20 protein-coding genes are annotated in these 18,453 nt (G+C 61.9%); 2 read left to right on the forward strand and 18 right to left on the reverse strand.

Annotation, left to right across the window (positions count from 1 at the left end; translation table 11 throughout):
- Positions 1-180: 180 nt before the first annotated feature.
- The gene (locus B5G28_RS10205) at positions 181-855 is read right to left on the reverse strand and encodes a histidine phosphatase family protein (RefSeq protein ID WP_087248444.1); all 675 of its coding nucleotides are present in this window, start codon (positions 853-855) and stop codon (positions 181-183) included.
- A gap of 288 nt (positions 856-1,143) precedes the next feature.
- Between B5G28_RS10205 and B5G28_RS10210 the strand changes: the two genes are divergently transcribed.
- Complete coding sequence (locus B5G28_RS10210; RefSeq protein WP_087248445.1) at positions 1,144-1,848, forward strand: helix-turn-helix transcriptional regulator; 705 nt, start codon at positions 1,144-1,146, stop codon at positions 1,846-1,848.
- Between the two features lie 56 nt (positions 1,849-1,904).
- Here the strand turns inward: B5G28_RS10210 and B5G28_RS10215 are convergent, their stop codons facing one another.
- From B5G28_RS10215 to trpS, 3 genes are all read right to left on the reverse strand, one after another.
- Entirely contained in the window at positions 1,905-2,846 is a 942-nt protein-coding gene (locus tag B5G28_RS10215) for an alpha/beta fold hydrolase (protein WP_242967576.1), read from the reverse strand.
- The gene (locus B5G28_RS10220; RefSeq protein WP_087248447.1) at positions 2,843-3,142 is read right to left on the reverse strand and encodes an AbrB/MazE/SpoVT family DNA-binding domain-containing protein; all 300 of its coding nucleotides are present in this window, start codon (positions 3,140-3,142) and stop codon (positions 2,843-2,845) included. Before B5G28_RS10220 ends, B5G28_RS10215 begins: the two co-directional genes overlap by 4 nt.
- A 321-nt stretch (positions 3,143-3,463) precedes the next feature.
- Positions 3,464-4,474: a tryptophan--tRNA ligase gene (gene trpS / locus B5G28_RS10225; RefSeq protein ID WP_087248449.1), complete on the reverse strand. Its 1,011-nt coding sequence runs from the start codon at positions 4,472-4,474 to the stop codon at positions 3,464-3,466.
- A gap of 575 nt (positions 4,475-5,049) precedes the next feature.
- Between trpS and B5G28_RS10230 the strand changes: the two genes are divergently transcribed.
- Complete coding sequence (locus tag B5G28_RS10230; protein ID WP_087248451.1) at positions 5,050-5,685, forward strand: phosphoribosyltransferase; 636 nt, start codon at positions 5,050-5,052, stop codon at positions 5,683-5,685.
- A gap of 113 nt (positions 5,686-5,798) precedes the next feature.
- On the opposite strand, the gene B5G28_RS10235 is transcribed toward B5G28_RS10230, so the two are convergent.
- The 14 genes from B5G28_RS10235 to B5G28_RS10300 form a co-directional block, all read right to left on the reverse strand.
- Positions 5,799-6,401 carry a hypothetical protein gene (locus tag B5G28_RS10235; protein WP_087248453.1) on the reverse strand — a complete coding sequence of 201 codons (603 nt, stop codon included), beginning with the start codon at positions 6,399-6,401 and terminating at the stop codon, positions 5,799-5,801.
- 111 nt (positions 6,402-6,512) lie between these two features.
- Complete coding sequence (locus B5G28_RS10240; protein WP_087248455.1) at positions 6,513-7,133, reverse strand: hypothetical protein; 621 nt, start codon at positions 7,131-7,133, stop codon at positions 6,513-6,515.
- Positions 7,134-7,202: 69 nt separating this feature from the next.
- Entirely contained in the window at positions 7,203-7,685 is a 483-nt protein-coding gene (locus B5G28_RS10245) for a hypothetical protein (protein WP_144265518.1), read from the reverse strand.
- Positions 7,686-8,077: 392 nt separating this feature from the next.
- Positions 8,078-9,457, reverse strand: coding sequence for an MATE family efflux transporter (locus B5G28_RS10250; protein WP_087248459.1), 1,380 nt, complete (start codon positions 9,455-9,457; stop codon positions 8,078-8,080).
- An 83-nt stretch (positions 9,458-9,540) separates the two neighbouring features.
- Positions 9,541-10,365, reverse strand: coding sequence for a histidinol-phosphatase (locus B5G28_RS10255; RefSeq protein ID WP_087248500.1), 825 nt, complete (start codon positions 10,363-10,365; stop codon positions 9,541-9,543).
- An 8-nt stretch (positions 10,366-10,373) separates the two neighbouring features.
- Positions 10,374-11,009, reverse strand: coding sequence for a bifunctional phosphoribosyl-AMP cyclohydrolase/phosphoribosyl-ATP diphosphatase HisIE (gene hisIE, locus B5G28_RS10260; RefSeq protein WP_087248461.1), 636 nt, complete (start codon positions 11,007-11,009; stop codon positions 10,374-10,376).
- A 64-nt stretch (positions 11,010-11,073) separates the two neighbouring features.
- The gene (gene hisF / locus B5G28_RS10265; RefSeq protein ID WP_087248463.1) at positions 11,074-11,829 is read right to left on the reverse strand and encodes an imidazole glycerol phosphate synthase subunit HisF; all 756 of its coding nucleotides are present in this window, start codon (positions 11,827-11,829) and stop codon (positions 11,074-11,076) included.
- 6 nt (positions 11,830-11,835) lie between these two features.
- Positions 11,836-12,561 carry a 1-(5-phosphoribosyl)-5-[(5-phosphoribosylamino)methylideneamino]imidazole-4-carboxamide isomerase gene (gene hisA / locus B5G28_RS10270; protein WP_087248465.1) on the reverse strand — a complete coding sequence of 242 codons (726 nt, stop codon included), beginning with the start codon at positions 12,559-12,561 and terminating at the stop codon, positions 11,836-11,838.
- 27 nt (positions 12,562-12,588) lie between these two features.
- Positions 12,589-13,197 (reverse strand): imidazole glycerol phosphate synthase subunit HisH, encoded by a 609-nt coding sequence (hisH, locus tag B5G28_RS10275; protein ID WP_087248467.1) that lies wholly within the window; start codon positions 13,195-13,197, stop codon positions 12,589-12,591.
- On the reverse strand, positions 13,194-13,784 hold the full coding sequence (gene hisB, locus B5G28_RS10280; protein ID WP_087248469.1) for an imidazoleglycerol-phosphate dehydratase HisB: 591 nt from the start codon (positions 13,782-13,784) through the stop codon (positions 13,194-13,196). Before hisB ends, hisH begins: the two co-directional genes overlap by 4 nt.
- Before the next feature lie 43 nt (positions 13,785-13,827).
- On the reverse strand, positions 13,828-14,889 hold the full coding sequence (gene hisC, locus B5G28_RS10285; RefSeq protein WP_087248471.1) for a histidinol-phosphate transaminase: 1,062 nt from the start codon (positions 14,887-14,889) through the stop codon (positions 13,828-13,830).
- Positions 14,886-16,181 carry a histidinol dehydrogenase gene (gene hisD, locus B5G28_RS10290; protein WP_087248473.1) on the reverse strand — a complete coding sequence of 432 codons (1,296 nt, stop codon included), beginning with the start codon at positions 16,179-16,181 and terminating at the stop codon, positions 14,886-14,888. Before hisD ends, hisC begins: the two co-directional genes overlap by 4 nt.
- Positions 16,178-17,788 (reverse strand): ATP phosphoribosyltransferase, encoded by a 1,611-nt coding sequence (gene hisG, locus B5G28_RS10295; RefSeq protein WP_087248475.1) that lies wholly within the window; start codon positions 17,786-17,788, stop codon positions 16,178-16,180. The genes hisD and hisG overlap by 4 nt, the downstream gene beginning before the upstream one ends.
- A 183-nt stretch (positions 17,789-17,971) precedes the next feature.
- Entirely contained in the window at positions 17,972-18,301 is a 330-nt protein-coding gene (locus B5G28_RS10300; protein ID WP_087248477.1) for a hypothetical protein, read from the reverse strand.
- Between the last annotated feature and the right edge of the window lie 152 nt (positions 18,302-18,453).

Below are 18,453 nucleotides of genomic sequence, written 5' to 3' on the forward strand. Positions count from 1 at the left end.
GCTCCAGACAAAGACTGGCCTGGCTCCGCTCTCGCTTCGCCAGGCCAGTCTTTGATTCGCTTGTTCTACCCCTTGCAGGCCTCTTTTTTGTACTGTCCGCACAATATGGGGCGGTTCAGGCAGGGAGCGGCGCTTTCTTTTGACGGTGCAGGAGCGCAGGGCGCTCCCTTTGGCCCGGTTTTACCGGTAGGATTCGTTTTCCTCGGTCTCGGCCTGGCCCCGCAGGGTGTCGGCGTAGCCGTAGGGCACGATATCGATGGCCTCCACCATCCGGTCCCGCATCCACAGCTGGACGTCGGTCTGGACGGTATAGCCGCAGCCGGGGTCGGCCATCCACTGTTCGGGGCGGCGGCTGGGCAGGGCGTGCTGGGACAGCATGCTGACGATGACGCCGCCATGGGTGACGCAGGCGGCCTCGGTGACGTCCATCCGGATCATATACTCAAACAGTTTCAGGAGGGACTCGCCGCACCGCCGGTGGAAATCCGCCGTGGGCTCGGCCCCCTCGGGGGTGAAGCCGGAGCCGGGGGTGATCCAGCGGGAGAAATCCGGGTCCTTCACCAGCTCTTTCACCGGGCGGTTCTCAAACACGCCGAAATGAGCCTCCCGCAGGTCGTGGACGGTAAACTGATGGGCCGCCCCCGGGAAAAGGATGTTCGCCGTCTCGACCGCCCGCAGCATCGGGGAGGAAAAGACGGTATCCACCTCCGGGTAAGTAAACCGCGCCTGCAGCTCGGCCAGCTGGGCCCGGCCCTCGTCGCACAGGGGCAGGTCGGTCCCGCCGCCGATGTACCGACCCTCCAGATTGCCGGCGGTCAGGCCGTGGCGGATCAGATGCAGCTTAAAGGTCTTCATGCAAACAACGCACCTCTTTCGTACCAGAGCCCCGCGCTCCAAAAAAATTTTGCGTCCGCGGCGCGCCGCAGACACAAGATAGGCGGGGAATATGGTTAAGTGTATCATATATCTGGTGGCAGGGCAAGTCTTTTGACAAAAACGACGAAAAATCACGCAAAACATCGGCGATTTTTTCCTTTACAAGTCGTTTTCCCTTGTGTATAATCAACATGTTGTTGAAAGAAAGGTAAAAAGGGCTTTTTTCGTCGGCTATGCGGAAACCATCAAAGCCCGGGAGGATCATTCATGGAATTCAACCGTATCATCAAGCTGCTGCGCACCGAGCGGGGCATCACCCAGAAACAGGCCGCGGAGGATCTGCATATTTCCCAGGCCCTTTTGTCCCACTATGAAAAAGGCATCCGGGAATGCGGCTTGGACTTTGTGGTCCGGGTTGCGGACTACTATGGGGTGTCCTGCGACTATCTGCTGGGCCGCAGCGCAGACCGCACCGGCGCCGTCCTGACGGCCGACGACATCCCCAATCCCGACAAGATGAAGGACAGCGTCTACCACGGCAGCGTTCTGCCCACCATGAACAAAAAGCTGATTTCCAACAGCCTGAACGTCCTCTACGCCAAGGTGGGCCAGTGCCACAACAAGGCCCTGGTCACCGAGATCAGCACCTACCTGATGATGTCGGTGTACAAGATGTTCCGTCTGCTGTACACCAGCGGCCCCCACAACTCGGCCAGCATGTTCAGTATCAGCCAGGGCCAGTGGAACGGCTATTCGGACGCCGTGATGCGGATGGCCGAGGCCAACGTCAACGTCCTGCTGTCGGGCGGCAGCATCAAGAATGGCGAGGGCCTGGACGACACCGAGCCCCTGGCCATGACCACCGAGAGCCTGACCCGGGAGTTCCCCCTCTATGCTTCCAGCCTGCTGAACCTGGTCAAGACCAGCGAGACCCGCATCCGCGGCCTCACCCCTCCGGACGAGAACAAGTAATCCTAAAAAACACCAGCGCCCCCGCGTCAGCCAAAACGCGGGGGCGCTTTTTTGCGTCAAGCCGGCAGATTGTTCTCGATAAAGGCTCCGATGTCCTCAAAGACTTCCTGGCGGTTCAGCTCCACCAGCAGCTCATGCCGGGCCCCGGGATAGAGTTTGACCTCCACCGACCGGACCCCCGCATCCCGGAGGCTCTGGGCCGCCTTGCGGACGCCGCGGCCCTTGTCTCCCACCGGGTCATCGTCTCCCGCCACAAACAGCAGGGGCAGGTCTTTGGGCACCTGGGCCAGCAGCTTTTTGTCGCACAGGCGGGCCAGGCCGGTGAACAGGCTGTGATAGCCGTTGAGGGTGAAGCGGAAGCTGCACCGCTCCTCGGCCAGGTAGCGGTCCACCTCGGCCTGGTCCCGGTTGAGCCAGTCCTTGGAGGTACGGGCCGGCTCAAAGCTGCGGTTGTAGCTGCCAAAGGCCATGCCGTCCACCAGTTTGCTGCGGTAATGCCAGCCCTTGAAAGCCGCCATCAGGCGGCACAGGGCCCGGCCCGCCAGGACCACCATCCGGGGCTGCCAGCCGGTGCCCATCAGGATGGCGCCGGTCAGTTCCTCCCCGTGTTCGCAGAGGTACTGACGGGCGTAAAAGGAACCCATGCTGTGGCCCATCAAAAACCATGGCAGTCCCTCCAGCTGGGGCAGAGCTTTGGCCCACCGGGTGACTCCATAGATATCGTCCAGCAGCAGACGGTTGCCGTCCGGCTCTCCGAAATAGCCGTATTCCTCCGGCGACGCCGCCGAGCCACCGTGGCCCAGGTGGTCGTGGCCCACCGATGCAATCCCCCGCTGGGCCAGCCAGCGGGCCAGCTCCTCATACCGGCCGATGTACTCCACCATGCCGTGGGTCATCTGCAGCACCGCCCGGGGCCTGCCCTCAGGCAGGCAGACCATGACGTTGAGGCGGGCGCCGGCGCGGACCGAGGGAATCTTATAATACTGCACGCCGCTCACGGCTCCACACTCCCTTCCCCGACCATTTGCCCGGGCTGCAGGGAGGCAATCTTTGCGCAGCAGGCCGGGCAGATGCAGCAGCCTTCAAACACCACTGCGTGATCGTCCACCGCACCGCAGAAGGCGCAGGCCTTGGGCGGGATGTATTTGCGCATGACAATAGCACCGTTTTCCGCAAAGATCTCCACTTTGCTGTCGCCGGTCAGACCCATGGCGGTGCGCAGCTCCTTGGGCAAGACCACACGGCCCAGATTATCGATCCCGCGGACGATCCCGGTGCTCTTTTTTTTCTTCATGTCGTTCTCCTTTTTGCGCGATCATTCGCGACCTATCCCTTCAGAAAGGGACCGGGCGCCGACGCGGCGCAAACACCGGTTCTTTCCTGTTTTTTCCAGTATACAGGAAGGAACAGCATTCGTCAAGAATTCCGTCTTTGTTCGACAAGAAATACTTTCGGGCGGGGCGCTTTGCCGCCCCTTATGGTGAAAAAGAGCGAACCAAAGCGTTTTTCACCGCACAAAACCGCATCCCCTGCCGCAAAAGCGCAAAACGGCCCGCGCCGCGCCAAAACAGGGCGCAAACGCGGGCCGAAACGGGTTTCTTTCTGTCGGATTGGCTCACAACTGGAGCAGGCCAACCTTGCGGTAGACCTTCTGGATCATGCGGTCGGCGATGCGGGAAGCTGCCGCTGCGCCCTCCTTCAGGACGCCGTCCACATAGGTCTTGTCGGCCAGGATGCGGGCGTATTCGCCCTGGATGGGGGCCAGGCCGTCGGCCACTGCCGCGCCCACGGCCTCCTTAAAGACGCCGTAGCCCTGGCCGTCAAACTCCCGCTCCACTTCCTCGATGCTCTTGCCGGTGAAGATGTGGTAAATGGCGATCAGGTTGGAGACGCCGGGCTTGTTGGCGGGGTCGTACCGCACCACGCCGTCCGAGTCGGTCACTGCACGCTTGAACTTGCGGGTGATGGTATCCCGGTCGTCGGTCAGCAGGATGAAGGCGTTGACGTTGGTGTCGCTCTTGCTCATCTTGTGGGTGGGATCGGCCAGGGACATGATCTTGGCGCCCTCCTTGGTCACATAGCCCTCGGGCAGGGTGAAGGTGGGGCTGTAGGCGTTGTTGAACCGCTGAGCCACGTTGCGGGCCAGCTCCAGGTGCTGGGTCTGGTCCTGTCCCACCGGCACCAGGTCGGCGTTGTAAATCAGGATATCGGCGGCCATCAGGGCCGGATAGGTGAACAGGCCGCCGTTGACGTTGTCGGGGTGCTTGGCGCTCTTGTCCTTGAACTGGGTCATGCGGCTCAGCTCGCCGAACTGGGCATTGCAGCAGAGAATCCAGTTCAGCTGGGTGTGGGCCGGAACATGGCTCTGGACAAAAAGGATGCTCTGGGCCGGGTCGATGCCGGCGGCCAGCAGCATGGCGGCCGCCTCGCGGGTGTTGCGGCGGAGGGCCGCGGGGTCCTGGCGGACGGTCAGGGCGTGGAGGTCAGCCACCATATACAGGCAGTTGAACTGATCCTGAAGCTTGGCCCAGTTGCGGACTGCCCCGATATAATTGCCCAGGGTAAAGGTGCCGGTGGGCTGGATGCCCGACAAAATAACGCGTTTGCGCTCGCTCTGCTCGCTCATAAGAAAGCCTCCTGCAAATCAACTGTAAGGGAAATCTGCCCGGCGGACCGTCCCGGGGACCCGGGGCCGGGGTATTCCGGCCAACAAAAAAGTCCCTGACAAAGCCCGGCCTGCCGGTCTTGTCAAGGACGAATCAACACTGGATCCGCGGTGCCACCTTGCTTTGCGGCCCACTGGCCGCACCCTCTGACGGGATGCTAACACATCCCCGGCGCTGACGTGCGCCCTGCCGTCGCGGGATACCCAGGTCCTGCGCCCTTCCCCCGCGCCCTCGGCGGCCCATAGCGGCGCGCATCGGCCCGCCTGCTTTTCAGCTGCCGCAGGCTCTCTGATGGGAATGCTGTCGCCGCATCTTCCGCTTCATCGGTTTGTACATTAGACTATAGCACGTTTGCCATGCCCTGTCAAGGGCCCGCCGCCGACAGTATATTAACCTGAATTTTTTCCTAAAATTTGTGAATTTTGTGTATTGTGTGCAAAAGTTTTTCCCGCTAAAATAGGGATATGTAAGACAGGTCTGCAGGGTGCCCCAGGGGCCGGCCCTGCGCAAAAAACAGACAGGAGGGGTTTCAAACATGATGAATCTGGTCAAGCTGCCCACCAAGAACAAGCGGATGTTCCTGCGCGTCGCCAAAGGGCACTTCGCCACCAGCCACAGCCACATCAACTACTACATCGATGTGACCATGCAAAAGACCCGCCTGTCCGAGGCCGCCGAGGCCGCCCGGGAGCTGGTCCATATGTACAAGACCACCACCATCGTGGACACGGTTCTGTGTCTGGACGGCACCCAGGTCATCGGCACCTGTCTGGCCAACGAGCTGACCAAAGACGGTTTCCGCAACATGAACGCCCATCAGACCGTCTACATCATCACCCCCGAGTATACCACCGGCAGCCAGATCATCCTGCGGGACAACATCATCCCCATGGTGCGCGGCAAACACGTGCTGATTCTGGCCGCCTCCCTCACCACCGGCTACACCGCCAAGGCCGCCATGGAAGCGGTGGAATATTACGGCGGCCAGGTGGCGGGCCTGTCGGCCATCTTTGCCACCACCCATGAGTTCATGGGCATGCAGGTCAACTCCATCTTTGACCCCAACAACCTGCCCGACTACACCAGCTATGAGTCCCGCGACTGCCCCATGTGCAAGGCGGGCCAGCCCATTGACGCGCTGGTGAACAGCTTCGGCTATTCGTCCCTGTAACATTGCCCTTACCTGGACCGCGGACTGCTTTCCCCTCTCAGCAGCCGCGGTCTTTTTGTGTCCATCAAAAAGCCCCGGCATATTTTGCCGGGGCTTTGGATCACAGATTCAGCTCAGAGTTTATCCACCACGATTTCAATGGAAATCAGCCAATACACCGTTTCATCCTTTGTTTTCAAGGTCTTTCCGCTTACGTTGTAGGTGCACTTGCCGCCGATTTGTTCGACAATCGGGTCAAGCTGTTCGCTCACACTCAAAACCGCAACCGCTGCAACTTTTTCAGCGGTATCGATGGGCGCAATCGCTCCTGCCTGTGTTGTACTGACCGAATAATTTGTCTGTGTGTTGACAACCGAAGCAATCCAGTCTGCACTGATTCCTGCTTCCAGCTCGCTCTCTGTCAGCACAAAGGAAGCCCCTTTTCGATTGGAGCCGCTCTTATAGTTTCTGACACCAATCAGATAGGAGTGGAGGCTCTCGCCATTTTTTCCCATACCGCCCTGTTCCATCAGTGCAATGGTTTCATCCATAGCAGCATTCAATTCTGCATCACTGGAAACACGGACTTTACTGTCTGCTTCTTTTATCAGGCTATTCACGCTGGATGTATTCAGCGAGCTGCGTCCTGCGCTGCCTGTGCCGCCGCATCCAGTCAGCATACCAACTGCCATCGCAGCCGACAGCGCCAGGGCCATCCATTTCTTTGCTTTCATCATCCTTGCACCTCATTTCCGGAGCATCCCGCGCTCCCGGTTTCATTTGCGGATTTTCAGGCGAAAAACCCCCGGCTGGGCCGGGGGCGACATAAGTCAAAGTCTTTAGCCTATTTACGCGACAGTCCAAGAAGCAGAGACTTCTACGCCAATCAGCCAATATGCCACATCGTTGCTATCATACATCTTGGATGCACTCACAGCATAGTCAGCATCAACTCTTGCTCCTCCCGGGAGCACATTCAAAAACCGGTTAATATAGGTCTCGATGCCTCCATCAATGCCCAAAACGATGGCAGCGGCTACGCCCTCCGGAGTATCAACCCAACCAAGATTACCAAAATTTGTACCACTTAATCCAAGCATGGCTGCCATCGAACTAGCCTGTCCGCCAGCCTCAATCTCACGCTCTGACAAAATGTAAGCCATGCTGAACCTGCCGCTTGTAAGCATCAAGCCAAAAGACGGTTCACCCATTTTGGTGTTAATTTTTGTAGTAGCCAGTGCAGAATTTTTTACTGTACCAGCTTTGACCAGTTCTTCCGCAGTACTCTTCACTGCACTTTTGAAATCACTGGGGGCAGTCACAGTAATATCGCTGCCCGCCTTATGCAGCAGACTGTTGACCTCGCTAGTGCTCAGCGATCCACCGCTGCCGCCGCCTCCGCAGCCGGCCAGCACACTGACGGCCATCACTGCGGCCAGAGCCAGCGCTACAAACTTTTTCATCTTCATACTTGTTACACCTCGTTTCATTCTGTCGGAATCTTGTAAAACAGTCTTTCAAACAGGCAGGGCAGCCTGTCACGAACCCTTGGTCATCACAAACAACAGCATTTCTTCCCCGTCCCGGGTGGTAAACGAGGCTACAGCCGCCGCATAGGCATCGCCGTGGCCCTCTTTATACAGCTGCTGGGCAAAAGACGCCGCCGTCTGTTCGTGGCGGTTGGGGTTTCCCCAGGGGCTGTTGGGCCAATAAGAGCTGTCATACACGCTGCAGATCAGGGGAGGCGTTCCGATTTCCCGCGCAATCTGGCTGCGGACGGCAGCGGGCTCCGGGTCAGGGCGCTGGGCGCCTTCCAGGTTCTGGGCCGCCTGTTCCACCGCCTGATTCAGGGCGTCCTGTTCGGTCACGGTGATGTTCAGCCCATCCTTCTGCAGAATCTCCTGAATCACATCCTTGTTCAGATGGATGAGCCCGCTTTGGGCTCCCAGTCCGCACCCGCTCAGCAGGCAAACCGCCAGAACCGCCGTCAAAAGCAGCGAAAGCCATCGTCTGTGTCTCATAGCAGCGTTCCTTTCTGTTGACAGGAGGGAAAATCACCTTCCCGAACCATTGGAAAAGATTCCCTCCATTGGTTTAAACGTACCATATTCAAGTTATATTGTCAACAACTTTACTTCACCACCAACAAAAATACAACCGATTTTAAAAAACAAAGCCCCCGGCGGACAAGCCGCCGGGGGTATATAGCAAGGGTCCGTAATAAGCATTTCAGGGGCCGCCGGTGCGGAACGCCGCAGGCGGACGGGCCCGGAGCGGAACCATTCTGCGCAGACTGTGCATCTTGCCTCGGTTCGCTCCAGTTATGCGGACATCATATCACATTTTTCACAGATTGTCAACGATTTCAGACCATTTTGTCCGTCCGGTGCGCACTGCTTTTTGTGACTGGCGATCAGCCGCGGTCTGCCCTGCTGCCTCGGATGTAGGGGTCATGCCAATAGCTCCAAACCAGCTGCGCGCACATAAAGCACCAGATCACCGGCTCGCAGAGGATCACGGCATTGTAGCCGAACCGGGGGATGAAGTAGAGCATGAACAGAATCTTGCCCACCAGCTCGATGCCGCTGGAAATCAGGGGCAGGATCTTCTGGCCCAGGCTCTGCAGGGCATAGCGGGTGGCCAGCAGGACACCCAGCACCGAATAGAAGGGCGCGGTCCACCGCAGGTAGCGGGCGCCGTTTTCCAGGACCACCGACTCGCTGGAGCCAGAAATCAGACCCACCAGGTTCCCGGCCCACAGCCACATCAGGACGGTCATGACCACGGCGGTGCCCAGGCCAAACAGCCAGATCTGCCGCATTCCCTTGCGGATGCGGTCGGCCTTGTCGGCGCCCCGGTTCTGGGAGACGAAGGTGGAACCGGCGTTGGCCATGGCGATGACCGGCATATCGGTGATGGTAAACAGCTTGCGGGCGGCGGTATGGCCAGCAATCACCAGGGTTCCCAGGCCATTGATGCCGTATTGCAGGATCACCGAGCCCGCAGACACAATACTGCTCATCAGGCCCATGGACAGGCCCTGGGTCACCAGTTCCCGGTAGAGGCCCTTCTCAATGGAGAAGTGTTCCCGGCCGGGGACCAGGTGTTTGGCCCACTTGTAGATGTAGACGAAGCAGAGCACCACCGACACGGCCTGTGCCAGAACGGTGGCCAGGGCCGCGCCCCGGACCCCCATTCCCAGCCCGGCCACAAACCAGTAGTCCAGAGCCACGTTGAGGCAGGAGGAGAAAATCAGGAACACCAGAGGCATCACGCTGTTGCCCACCGCCCGCAGCAGGGCGGCGCACAGGTTGTACATGAACATGACCACCACGTACTGGGCGATGGGGCGGATGTAGCTGTAGGCCTCCTCGATGATCTCGGCCGGGGTGTCCAGCGCCACCAGCAGGGGGTGCAGGAACAGCATGCCCACCAGGGTGATGAGGGCCGAGGACACCAGACCAATGACCAGCGAGCCGGCCACCGTCTTTTTCACCTTGTTGTAGTCCTCTGCGCCGTAGGCCCGGGCGGTGACGATGGCCAGGCCGTTGCCGATGCCCAGGCCAAAGCCCACCAGAAGCTCATAAATCGACCCGCAGGCGCCCACCGCCGCCAGGGAAGTATCTCCCAGGATGTTGCCCACGATCATGGTGTCGGCGGCGTTGTACAGCTGCTGGAACAGGTTGGAAATAAAAATGGGAATGGCGAACACCAGCAGATTGCGGAAGATGGGCCCGTGAATCAGGTCCACCCTCCGGCCTTTAGATCGCCCCAGGGTTTGTGTTGTATCCATTGCGCCTCCTGTTTGTTTGTGCAGACATCAAGACACGGCTCCCGCACAGGCGGAAGCCGCGTTTTGTTGTCTGTTGAATTGGATCAGATTTCCTCGGTCTCAAAGCCGGCGCCGGTCAGAACCTGCACGCTGGTGAAACCTGCCGCCTTGATCTGGCGGGCGGCCTCCTCATAGCCGTAGGTCAGGCCGTCCACCGAGTGGGCGTCGGCGGTGATGATGACCTTGCCGCCCATCCGGTTCCACTCCTTGAGCATCCACTCGCTGGGGTAGAAATCATCCCGGTAGCCGCGGAAGACGCCGCCGGTGTTCACTTCCAGCACACAGCCGGCCGAACGGGCTGCCTCCAGGGCGCCCAGAGCGGCGGCGCGGTAGCGGTCGCAGTTCTCGTCGAAGAATTCGCCGTCCCGGTTCAGCTTCTTGATCAGGTCGATGTGGCCCAGAATGTCGGGCTTCTGGGCGGCCACTTCGGCCACCGAGCGGAAATAGGCCTCGGCGGCGGCCAGGCCGTCCCCGCCGAAGTCCGCATCAATGCAGGCCTGCAGATCCTGCTTGCGGAAATCGATCTCATAGTAGCGGTCGGCGTTGGCCCCGTGGAGATAATGCACGCTGCCGATCCAGTAGTCGTACCCGATGCGCTTGTCGTCCGAGAACTGGTCCCACTCCAGACCGCAGAGGATATCCACCTTGCCCTTGTACTCTGCCTTCAGCTTTGCGATGGTGGCCTTGTACTGGGCCGTGCGGCGGGGGCTCATGCAATATTCCCGGTCGCAGGGGGTATGGCTGTGCCCCGTGAAGCCCAGCGTTGTCAGGCCCTGCGCGCAGGCGGCGGAGGCCATCTCCTGCAGGGTATTTTTTCCGTCGCACAGCGTCGAGTGGCAGTGGACGCTGGATTTCATGAAGTTTGCCATAGCCTTGCTCACTGCATCCTTTCCTGTTTGACCTTATGGTCAATGACGTGTCGTTTTTCCAGCTCACGGGTGATGTCCTCCACCGTGATGCCGGCCTGTACCATCAGCACCAGAACATGATAGGCAAGGTCGCTGATCTCATAGACCGTCTCAGCCTTGTCTTCCTTTTCTCCGGCGATGATGACCTCGGTGCACTCTTCGCCCACCTTTTTGAGGATTTTTTCTTTGCCCTTTTCAAACAGGTAGGTGGTATAACTGCCCTCCTGGGGGTGGGTCTTGCGGCCCTTGATCAACTGATACAGCCCCTGCCAGCTGAACTGCTTGAGCTCATCGCTGACATAGACCGGGTTGAAAAAGCAGCTCTCGGCGCCGGTATGGCAGGCCGGGCCGCTCTTGACCACTTCCACCACCAGAGCGTCGGCGTCGCAGTCGGCGGTGATGGACACCACCCGCTGCACATTGCCGCTGGTTTCCCCCTTCCGCCAGATCTCCTGGCGGCTGCGGCTCCAGAACACCGTCCGCCCCTCCGCAATGGTCAGCGCGAGGGTTTCTGCATTCATGTACGCCAGGGTCAGCACCTCTTTGGTGTAGTGATCCTGCACGATGGCCGGGATCAGGCCCTGGCTGTCAAATTTCAGTTCCATACTCTCTCCTGCCCGTAAATGGGACATTAACAGTTTATCGTATTCCGGCCCGATATGCAAGGGGTCAGAGGCGCATTTCCACACCATTTTTTGCAAGATATTCTTTCAGCTCCCGGATGGTGAGCAGTTTCTGGTGGAAAATTCCGGCCGCCAGGCCGGCGTCGATCCCCTTGTGGCGGAACAGTTCCAAAAAATCTTCCTTTTTTCCCGCGCCCCCCGAGGCGATGATGGGCACGTTCACCCGGGCGCTGACAGCGTCCAGCATTTCCAGGTCAAAGCCGCCCCGCACCCCGTCGGTGTCGATGCTGTTGAGGCAGATCTCCCCCGCGCCGTTGGCGGCGCACTGGGCGATCCACTCCAGAGCGTCCCGGCCGGTATCCTCCCGGCCGCCCTTGGCAAAGACCCGGAACTGTCCATCCACCCGCTTGACGTCGGCAGACAGCACCACACACTGGCTGCCGTACCGCTGCGCCGCCGCCGGGATGAGGCCGGGGTCCCTCAGGGCCCCCGAGTTCACCGACACCTTGTCGGCGCCGCATTTCAGCACCCGGTCAAAGTCCTCCAGGGTGTTGATGCCGCCCCCCACCGTCAGGGGAATGAAAATCTCGCTGGCCACCCGGGTCAGAATGTCGGTAAAGAGGGCCCGGCCCTCAAAGCTGGCGGTGATGTCGTAAAACACCAGCTCGTCGGCTCCGGCGGCGTTGTACATCCGGGCCATCTCCACCGGGTCGGCCACATCCCGTATCCCCTCAAAGTTGACCCCCTTCACCACCCGTCCGTTGCGCACGTCCAGGCAGGGAATGATCCGCTTGGTAATCATAGGCGTTTATCCTTTCTTTTCGCACCGGCGGACGCAGGCGGCCAGGTCCAGCGCCCCGGCATAGAGGCTTTTGCCCAGGATGGCCGCCGCCGTTCCCATCTGGTCCAAAGCTTCCAGCTCTTCCATCCGGCTGATGCCGCCGCTGGCGGTCACCGCCAGGCAGGGCAGGGTCTGGCGCAGACGCCGGTACAGGTCCAGGTTGGTCCCCTGCATGGCGCCGTCCCGGGCGATGTCGGTGCAGATGACGGCGGTGCAGCCCGCCTCATACAGCCGGCGGCAGAAGTCCAGGCCGTCCACGTCGCTGACTTCCTTCCAGCCGTGGATGGCCACCCGGCCGTCCTTCATATCCACCCCGACCGCCAGCCGGTCCCCATAGGTCTGGAGCATCCGGGCGGTGAAATCAAAGTCGGTGACGGCCACGCTGCCCAGAATGCAGCGGCCCACCCCCAGTTCCAGATACTGTTCAATCCGTTCCTGGGTGCGGATGCCGCCTCCCACCTCGATGTAGAGGCCGCCCTGCTGCGCAATGGCCCGGATGGCCTCAAAATTCACCGGGGCGCCGTCCTTGGCGCCGTCCAGATCCACCAGGTGGAGGCAGCTGGCCCCCGCCTGGCGGAACGCCTCGGCCTGGGCGCAGGGGTCGGCCCCGTAAACCGTCATGCGGTCGTAGTCCCCCTGGGTCAGGCGGACCACCTGGCCGCCCCGCAGGTCAATGGCCGGAAAAATCTTCATGGTGTCCCCTCCTTTGTGGTTGCCGGCTCACAGCCCGGCAAAGGCTTTCAGCAGCCGCAGACCGGTGTCCCCGCTCTTTTCGGGGTGGAACTGGGTGCCGTACACCAGCCCCGACCGCACCACCCCGGTGACCGGGATGGAATAATCGCTGACCGCCAGGGTGCTGGCGGCGCAGTCCTTGGCGTAGTAGCTGTGGACGTAGTAGACGTACTCCCCTTCCTTCACATACCGGAACAGGGGGTCATCCCGCAGGATGTGGAGGGCGTTCCAGCCGATCTGGGGCACTTTGAGGGCCGGGTCGGCCAGGTCGGGTTCCAGGGGGCAGACCGTCCCCGGCACCAGGCCCAGCCCCGGATGCTCCCCATATTCATAGCTCTTGTCAAACAAAAGCTGCATTCCCAGACAGATGCCCAGCAGGGGTTTGCGGGCTGCCTCGGCCTTCACCACCGGCACCAGACCGGCGGCGGTCAGCTTTTCCATGGCGTCCCCAAAGGCCCCCACCCCGGGCAGAATCACCCGGTCGGCGGCCCGAATCACGGCGGGGTCGGCGGTGACCACCGCCTCCAGCCCCAGACTTTTCAGGCTGGAACGGAGGCTGAACAGGTTCCCCACCCCGTAATCAATCACGGCAATCATACCAGCAGTCCTTTCGTTGAGGGGATTTCATCCCGGTGGGCCTGGTCCACCCGGACGGCAGCCGCCAGAGCCCGGGCGGCTCCCTTATAGCAGGCCTCCAGAATGTGGTGGCTGTTCTCGCCCGCGAACTGGACGAAGTGGAGGGTGGCGGGGACGCTGCGGGCAAAGCCCAGCCAGAACTCCTTGACGCACTCCACGTCAAAATCCCCCACCTTCTCGGTGGGGCAGGTCACCGACCAGTTCAGGGTGCACCGGCCCGACAGGTCCACCGCGCAGAGGACCAGAGCCTCGTCCATGGGCAGATAGAAGCTGCCGTACCGCTGAATCCCCCGCATATCCCCCAGACCCTTGCGGAAGGCCTGGCCCAGGGCGATGCCGATGTCCTCGGCGGTGTGGTGATAGTCCACCTCCACGTCCCCGTGGCAGGTGAGGACCAGGTCAAACCGGCCATGCCGGGCGAACAGTTCCAGCATATGGTTCAGAAACCCGCAGCCGGTGTCCACCTGATAAATCCCCGCCCCGTCCAGATCCAGGGTCAGCTCGATCTGGGTCTCGGCGGTGTTGCGTTCCACTCGTACTTCCCGCATGGTGTCGTCCTCCCTCGTTGTGTTGACGGGCCGGCAGGCCCTCTCACGGCCCGCCCAGAATCTCGTCCAGCCGGGCCATCAGGATTTCCATTTGTTCCAGGGTGCCCACCGTAATCCGCAGCCAGTCCGACGTGCGGGGCCCGCTGAAGTGGCGGACCAGAACGCCTTTGTCCCTCAGCGCCTGATACAGGGCGCCGCCCCCCATCCGGTCGGTGCGAGCGAAAAGGAAGTTGGTGCGGCTGTCGGTGAGTTCAAAGCCCCGCCGGGCCAGCTGTTCCGCGGCCCAGGCCCGGGTCTCGCAGATCTGCTGGCGGGTCTCATTGAAATAGCCGGTGCTCTCCAGGGCCGCGATGCCGGCGGCCAGGGTCATCCGGTTGATGTTGTAGGGGTTGAGGCTGGAGCGGACCCGTTCCAGGTCGGCGATCAGCTCTTTGCAGCCCATGGCAAAACCCAGCCGGGCTCCCGCCATCTGGCGGGACTTGGAAAAGGTCTGGACCACCAGCAGGTTGTCATAGCTGTGGATGAGGGGCACGCAGCTCTCGGCCCCAAAGTCCACATAGGCCTCGTCTACAATCACCACGTTGTCGGGGTTGGCGGCGGCGATTTTGGCAATCTCCTCCGGCGGCAGGGCCAGACCGGTGGGGGCGTTGGGGTTGGCGATGACGATGGTCTCCCCCCGGCCATAATATTTGGCCGGGTCCAGCCGGAAGTCCTCTTCCAGCGGGATCACGTCCTCCGGGATGTGGAGCAGCCCGCACCAGACGGCGTAGCAGCCATAGGTCACATCGGCGTGGGCCAGCGGGTGGTTCTCGTCGCAGAAGGCCCGCAAGGCAAAGAACAGGTTTTCATCGCTGCCGTTCCCCGCCATCACCTCGTCGGGGTCGATGCCGTAATACCGGGCGGCGGCCTGGCGCAGGGCGGTGCAGGCCGGGTCGGGATACAGCTGCAGCCGGCCGGTCTCGGCCTGAATGGCCTCCACCACCGCCGTGGCGGGGGGATAAGGGCTCTCGTTGGTGTTCAGTTTGATGTAGGACCGGTCCTGCGGCTGTTCCCCGGGGGTATACGGCTTCAGGCTGGTCAGGGTCGGGCTGAGATAACGGCTCACTGGGACGCGCCCCCTTCTTGGTCATAGCGGATGGTCACGCTGCGGGCGTGGGCGTGGAGGCCCTCTTTTTCCGCAAAGGCGGCGATCCGGTCCTTGACGGCCCCCAGGGCCTCCCGGGTGTAATAGATGAAGCTGGACCGCTTGACGAAGTCGTCCACCCCCAGCGGGCTGGAAAACCGTGCGGTGCCGCTGGTGGGCAGGGTGTGGTTGGGCCCGGCGAAGTAGTCGCCCAGCGCCTCGGGGACGTTCCGGCCCAGGAAGATGCTGCCGGCGTTCCTGATCTTGCCCAGCACCGCAAAGGGGTCCTCCACGCAGACTTCCAGGTGCTCGGGGGCGATGATGTTGCAGACCTCAATGGCCTTGCCCAGGTCCTGGCAGACGATGATCTTGCCGTTGTCGTCCACGCTGGCCCGGGCAATGGCCGCCCGGGGCAGCTGGGGGATCTGGACCTCCAGCTCGGCCTGAACCGCTTTGGCCAGGGCCTCGCTGTCGGTGACCAGCACCGGGCTGGCCAGCTTGTCGTGTTCGGCCTGGCTCAACAGGTCGGCCGCCACCCAGGCGGGGTTGCAGCCGCCGTCGGCCAGCACCAGGATTTCACTGGGGCCGGCGATCATGTCGATGCCCACCTTGCCGTAAACCATCCGCTTGGCGGTGGCCACATAGACGTTGCCGGGGCCCACAATCTTATCCACCGCCGGGACGCTCTGGGTACCGTAGGCCAGGGCCGCCACCGCCTGGGCGCCGCCGGTCTTGAAAATCCGGGTGACCCCCGCCACGCTGGCGGCGGCCAGAATGGCCGGGTTCACCTTGCCGTCCTTCCCGGTGGGGGTGGTCATGACGATTTCGGGCACCCCCGCCACCTTGGCGGGAATCACATCCATCAGGACGGTGGAGGGATAGGCGGCGGTGCCGCCCGGCACATAGACGCCGGCCCGCTCCACCGGGGTGTATTTCTGGCCCAGAATGACCCCGTCCTGCTCGGTCATCACAAAGTTATCGTGGAGCTGGCGGCGGTGAAAGGCCTCGATGTTGGCCGCCGCCATCCGCAGCGTCTCCAGAAAATCCGGGTCGGCGGCGGCCAGGGCCTCCTCCATCTCGGCAGGGGTCACTTCCAGGGCATCCAGGTCGGCCCCGTCGAACTTTTTGGCGTAATCCCGCAGGGCATCGTCCCCCCGGGCCCGCACATCGGCGATGATGGCCTCCACCACCGCCTCCACGTCTTTTTCTGCCCGCAGGTCCCGGTTGAGGATCTGATCGGGGGTCAGGTCTTCCAGACGGTACAGCTGAATCATCTTGTTTCCTCCTTCTGGCGGCGGGCCAGGGCCCCGCGCAGCTGTTCCAGCATCCGGTCGGCCGACCGGCGCTTGAACTGATAGCTGGATTTATTGGCAATCACCCGGGCCGAAATAGGCATGAACTCGGTCACCACCGCCAGCCCGTTCTCCCGCAGGGTGGTGCCGGTCTCCACGATGTCCACAATCACGTCGGACAGCCCCAGAATGGGGGCCAGCTCGATGGAGCCGTTGAGCTTAATGATCTCGATATCCCGGCCCAGGGAGGCGTAATACTCCTTGGCGATCCGGGGGAACTTGGTGGCCACCCGGATGGGGCGGCCGGGGTCGTCCCGATAGCCCGCCGGGGCGGCCACGCACATCCGGCACTTTCCCAGCCCGGTGTCCAGCAGTTCATAGACGTCGGCCTCGGCTTCCGACAGGATATCCTTGCCCACAATGCCGATGTCGGCGGCGCCGTGTTCCACATAGATGGCCACGTCGCTGGGTTTCACCAGGAAGCACCGCACCCCGGCGGCCCGGTCCTCCACCACCAGCTTGCGGGAGGCGTTGTAGTCCTCGGGGGTGATGCAGCCGCCGGCGGCCAGCAGGTTATAGACCTTGTCGCCCAGGCGGCCCTTGGGCAGGGCCACATTCAGCAGGCCCTCGCCGGTTTCCTGCACCGGGGGCGGCGGGGCAGCGAGGCGGTCCAGCTCATCCAGATACACCGCAAAGCCGATGGCCCCCACCCCGGGGGTGAACTTCCGGGCCAGCAGGTCGTACCGGCCGCCCTTCAGCACCGGGCGGGGCGCTCCCCGCAGGTAGCCCTGCACAATCAGGCCGTTGTAATACTCCATCTCCCCCGAGAGGCTCAGGTCAATCTGGAGGCTCTGGCCCTCGGCGGCCAGCTGGCTTTCCAGGGCCCGCAGCTGGGCCACCGCCTCCTCCATGGCCGGGTTCCGGCAGGCGTCTGCGGCCCGTTCCAGCACCTGGGCGGCCGGGCCGCAGAGGGTCAGCAATTCCTGCAGGGCCCTGGCCCCTTCTTCCTCCAGGCCGGCGGCCCGGGCGGCGGCAGCCAGTTCGTGGCTGTTTCGGGCCCGCAGCCGGGCCAGAATCCCCTGCCGGGCGCTCTCGGGAACCTTGAAGGCGTCCAGCAGCCCCGACAGATAGCCCATATGGCCCACTTCCAGCTGCCAGGCCGAACCCATGGCGTCGGACAACAGGGCCAGGGACCGGACCGCCAGGCTCACCGCCTCGCCGGTCTCGGCCTGCCCCACCTGACCAATATATTCCAGACCCATCTGGGCAATTTCCTTGAAGGTATGGCTCTCCGCCGAGGGGCGATAGACGTTCTCACTGTAATAGAACCGTTTGGTCTCCCCCGGCGCCGGCTGGGCGCTCTTGGCAATCGAGAGGGTGACGTCCGGCTTCAGGGCCAGCAGGCGGCCGTCCAAATCGGTAAAGGTGATGACCTGCCGCGAGGCCAGAAACGTCTGGTTCTCCTGGTACAGGGCGTATTCTTCAAACTGGCCCATATGGTACTTGCGGCAGCCCGCCGCTTCGTACAGGGCGCGCAGTCCAAAGGAGGCCCGCTCCTTGGGCTGCAGGAGGGAAAGTTCAAATTCCATGGCAGCAGTTCCCTTTCTTCCGGATAACCTTGGGTGGATATGGGTCTATTATACTTTACTACGCTATCATTGTAAAGTAGCAATGTACCAGCTTTCCGCCGGGTTTCCGGGGCGGTTTCCGGGCGATTTGCACAGCTGTCAAACCAAAAAGGGGCGCACCGGTTTCCCGGTGCGCCCCATGGCTCATTGTGCGTCTTTCTCCTCGGCCTCGTCTGCAGCGGGCTCAGCCGGCTCCGCTTCGGCCTCCACAGCCGGTTCTTGGGCGGCGGTTTCGGTCTCTGCCTCGGCGGCCTTGCGGATGGCCTCGGCGTGGGCCTTGCCGGCGGCCACCCCTGCCTCATAGGCTGCGGCGGTCTTGTCGGCGGTTTCCTTGTCGGTCTCGGCGTCCTCCGCCAGGTCCACCGTCACCTGGACGGGGAACTTTTTGCCCATTTTCTTGGCCAGGACGGCGGCGCCCAGGCCCGCAGCGGCCACAGCGGTCACCGCGCCCAACAGTTGAAACAAAGCTCTCATTTGCAAACCCTCCTATGCATTGGCATGCGGTCTTGGGGGCCCGGCCCCCCGACCTTTATCGTTGACCGGCCGTCCGGCCGGCAAACAGGACTTGTCCCCAGCCTGCGGCATCAAGCCGCAGCGGATCTGCAAAACGCCGGCAGCGCGGCTGC

Origin of the sequence: Faecalibacterium sp. An77 (genome assembly GCF_002161315.1) — a bacterium.
Lineage (GTDB): Bacteria > Bacillota > Clostridia > Oscillospirales > Ruminococcaceae > Faecalibacterium.

Coding starts and splice junctions, on each gene's coding strand:
- B5G28_RS10205 (WP_087248444.1), bottom strand. CDS start 855: ATGAAGACCTTTAAGCTGCATCTGATCCGCCACGGCCTGACCGCCGGC.
- B5G28_RS10210 (WP_087248445.1), top strand. CDS start 1,144: ATGGAATTCAACCGTATCATCAAGCTGCTGCGCACCGAGCGGGGCATC.
- B5G28_RS10220 (WP_087248447.1), bottom strand. CDS start 3,142: ATGAAGAAAAAAAAGAGCACCGGGATCGTCCGCGGGATCGATAATCTG.
- trpS (WP_087248449.1), bottom strand. CDS start 4,474: ATGAGCGAGCAGAGCGAGCGCAAACGCGTTATTTTGTCGGGCATCCAG.
- B5G28_RS10230 (WP_087248451.1), top strand. CDS start 5,050: ATGATGAATCTGGTCAAGCTGCCCACCAAGAACAAGCGGATGTTCCTG.
- B5G28_RS10235 (WP_087248453.1), bottom strand. CDS start 6,401: ATGATGAAAGCAAAGAAATGGATGGCCCTGGCGCTGTCGGCTGCGATG.
- B5G28_RS10240 (WP_087248455.1), bottom strand. CDS start 7,133: ATGAAGATGAAAAAGTTTGTAGCGCTGGCTCTGGCCGCAGTGATGGCC.
- B5G28_RS10245 (WP_144265518.1), bottom strand. CDS start 7,685: ATGAGACACAGACGATGGCTTTCGCTGCTTTTGACGGCGGTTCTGGCG.
- B5G28_RS10250 (WP_087248459.1), bottom strand. CDS start 9,457: ATGGATACAACACAAACCCTGGGGCGATCTAAAGGCCGGAGGGTGGAC.
- B5G28_RS10255 (WP_087248500.1), bottom strand. CDS start 10,365: ATGGCAAACTTCATGAAATCCAGCGTCCACTGCCACTCGACGCTGTGC.
- hisIE (WP_087248461.1), bottom strand. CDS start 11,009: ATGGAACTGAAATTTGACAGCCAGGGCCTGATCCCGGCCATCGTGCAG.
- hisF (WP_087248463.1), bottom strand. CDS start 11,829: ATGATTACCAAGCGGATCATTCCCTGCCTGGACGTGCGCAACGGACGG.
- hisA (WP_087248465.1), bottom strand. CDS start 12,561: ATGAAGATTTTTCCGGCCATTGACCTGCGGGGCGGCCAGGTGGTCCGC.
- hisH (WP_087248467.1), bottom strand. CDS start 13,197: ATGATTGCCGTGATTGATTACGGGGTGGGGAACCTGTTCAGCCTCCGT.
- hisB (WP_087248469.1), bottom strand. CDS start 13,784: ATGCGGGAAGTACGAGTGGAACGCAACACCGCCGAGACCCAGATCGAG.
- hisD (WP_087248473.1), bottom strand. CDS start 16,181: ATGATTCAGCTGTACCGTCTGGAAGACCTGACCCCCGATCAGATCCTC.
- hisG (WP_087248475.1), bottom strand. CDS start 17,788: ATGGAATTTGAACTTTCCCTCCTGCAGCCCAAGGAGCGGGCCTCCTTT.
- B5G28_RS10300 (WP_087248477.1), bottom strand. CDS start 18,301: ATGAGAGCTTTGTTTCAACTGTTGGGCGCGGTGACCGCTGTGGCCGCT.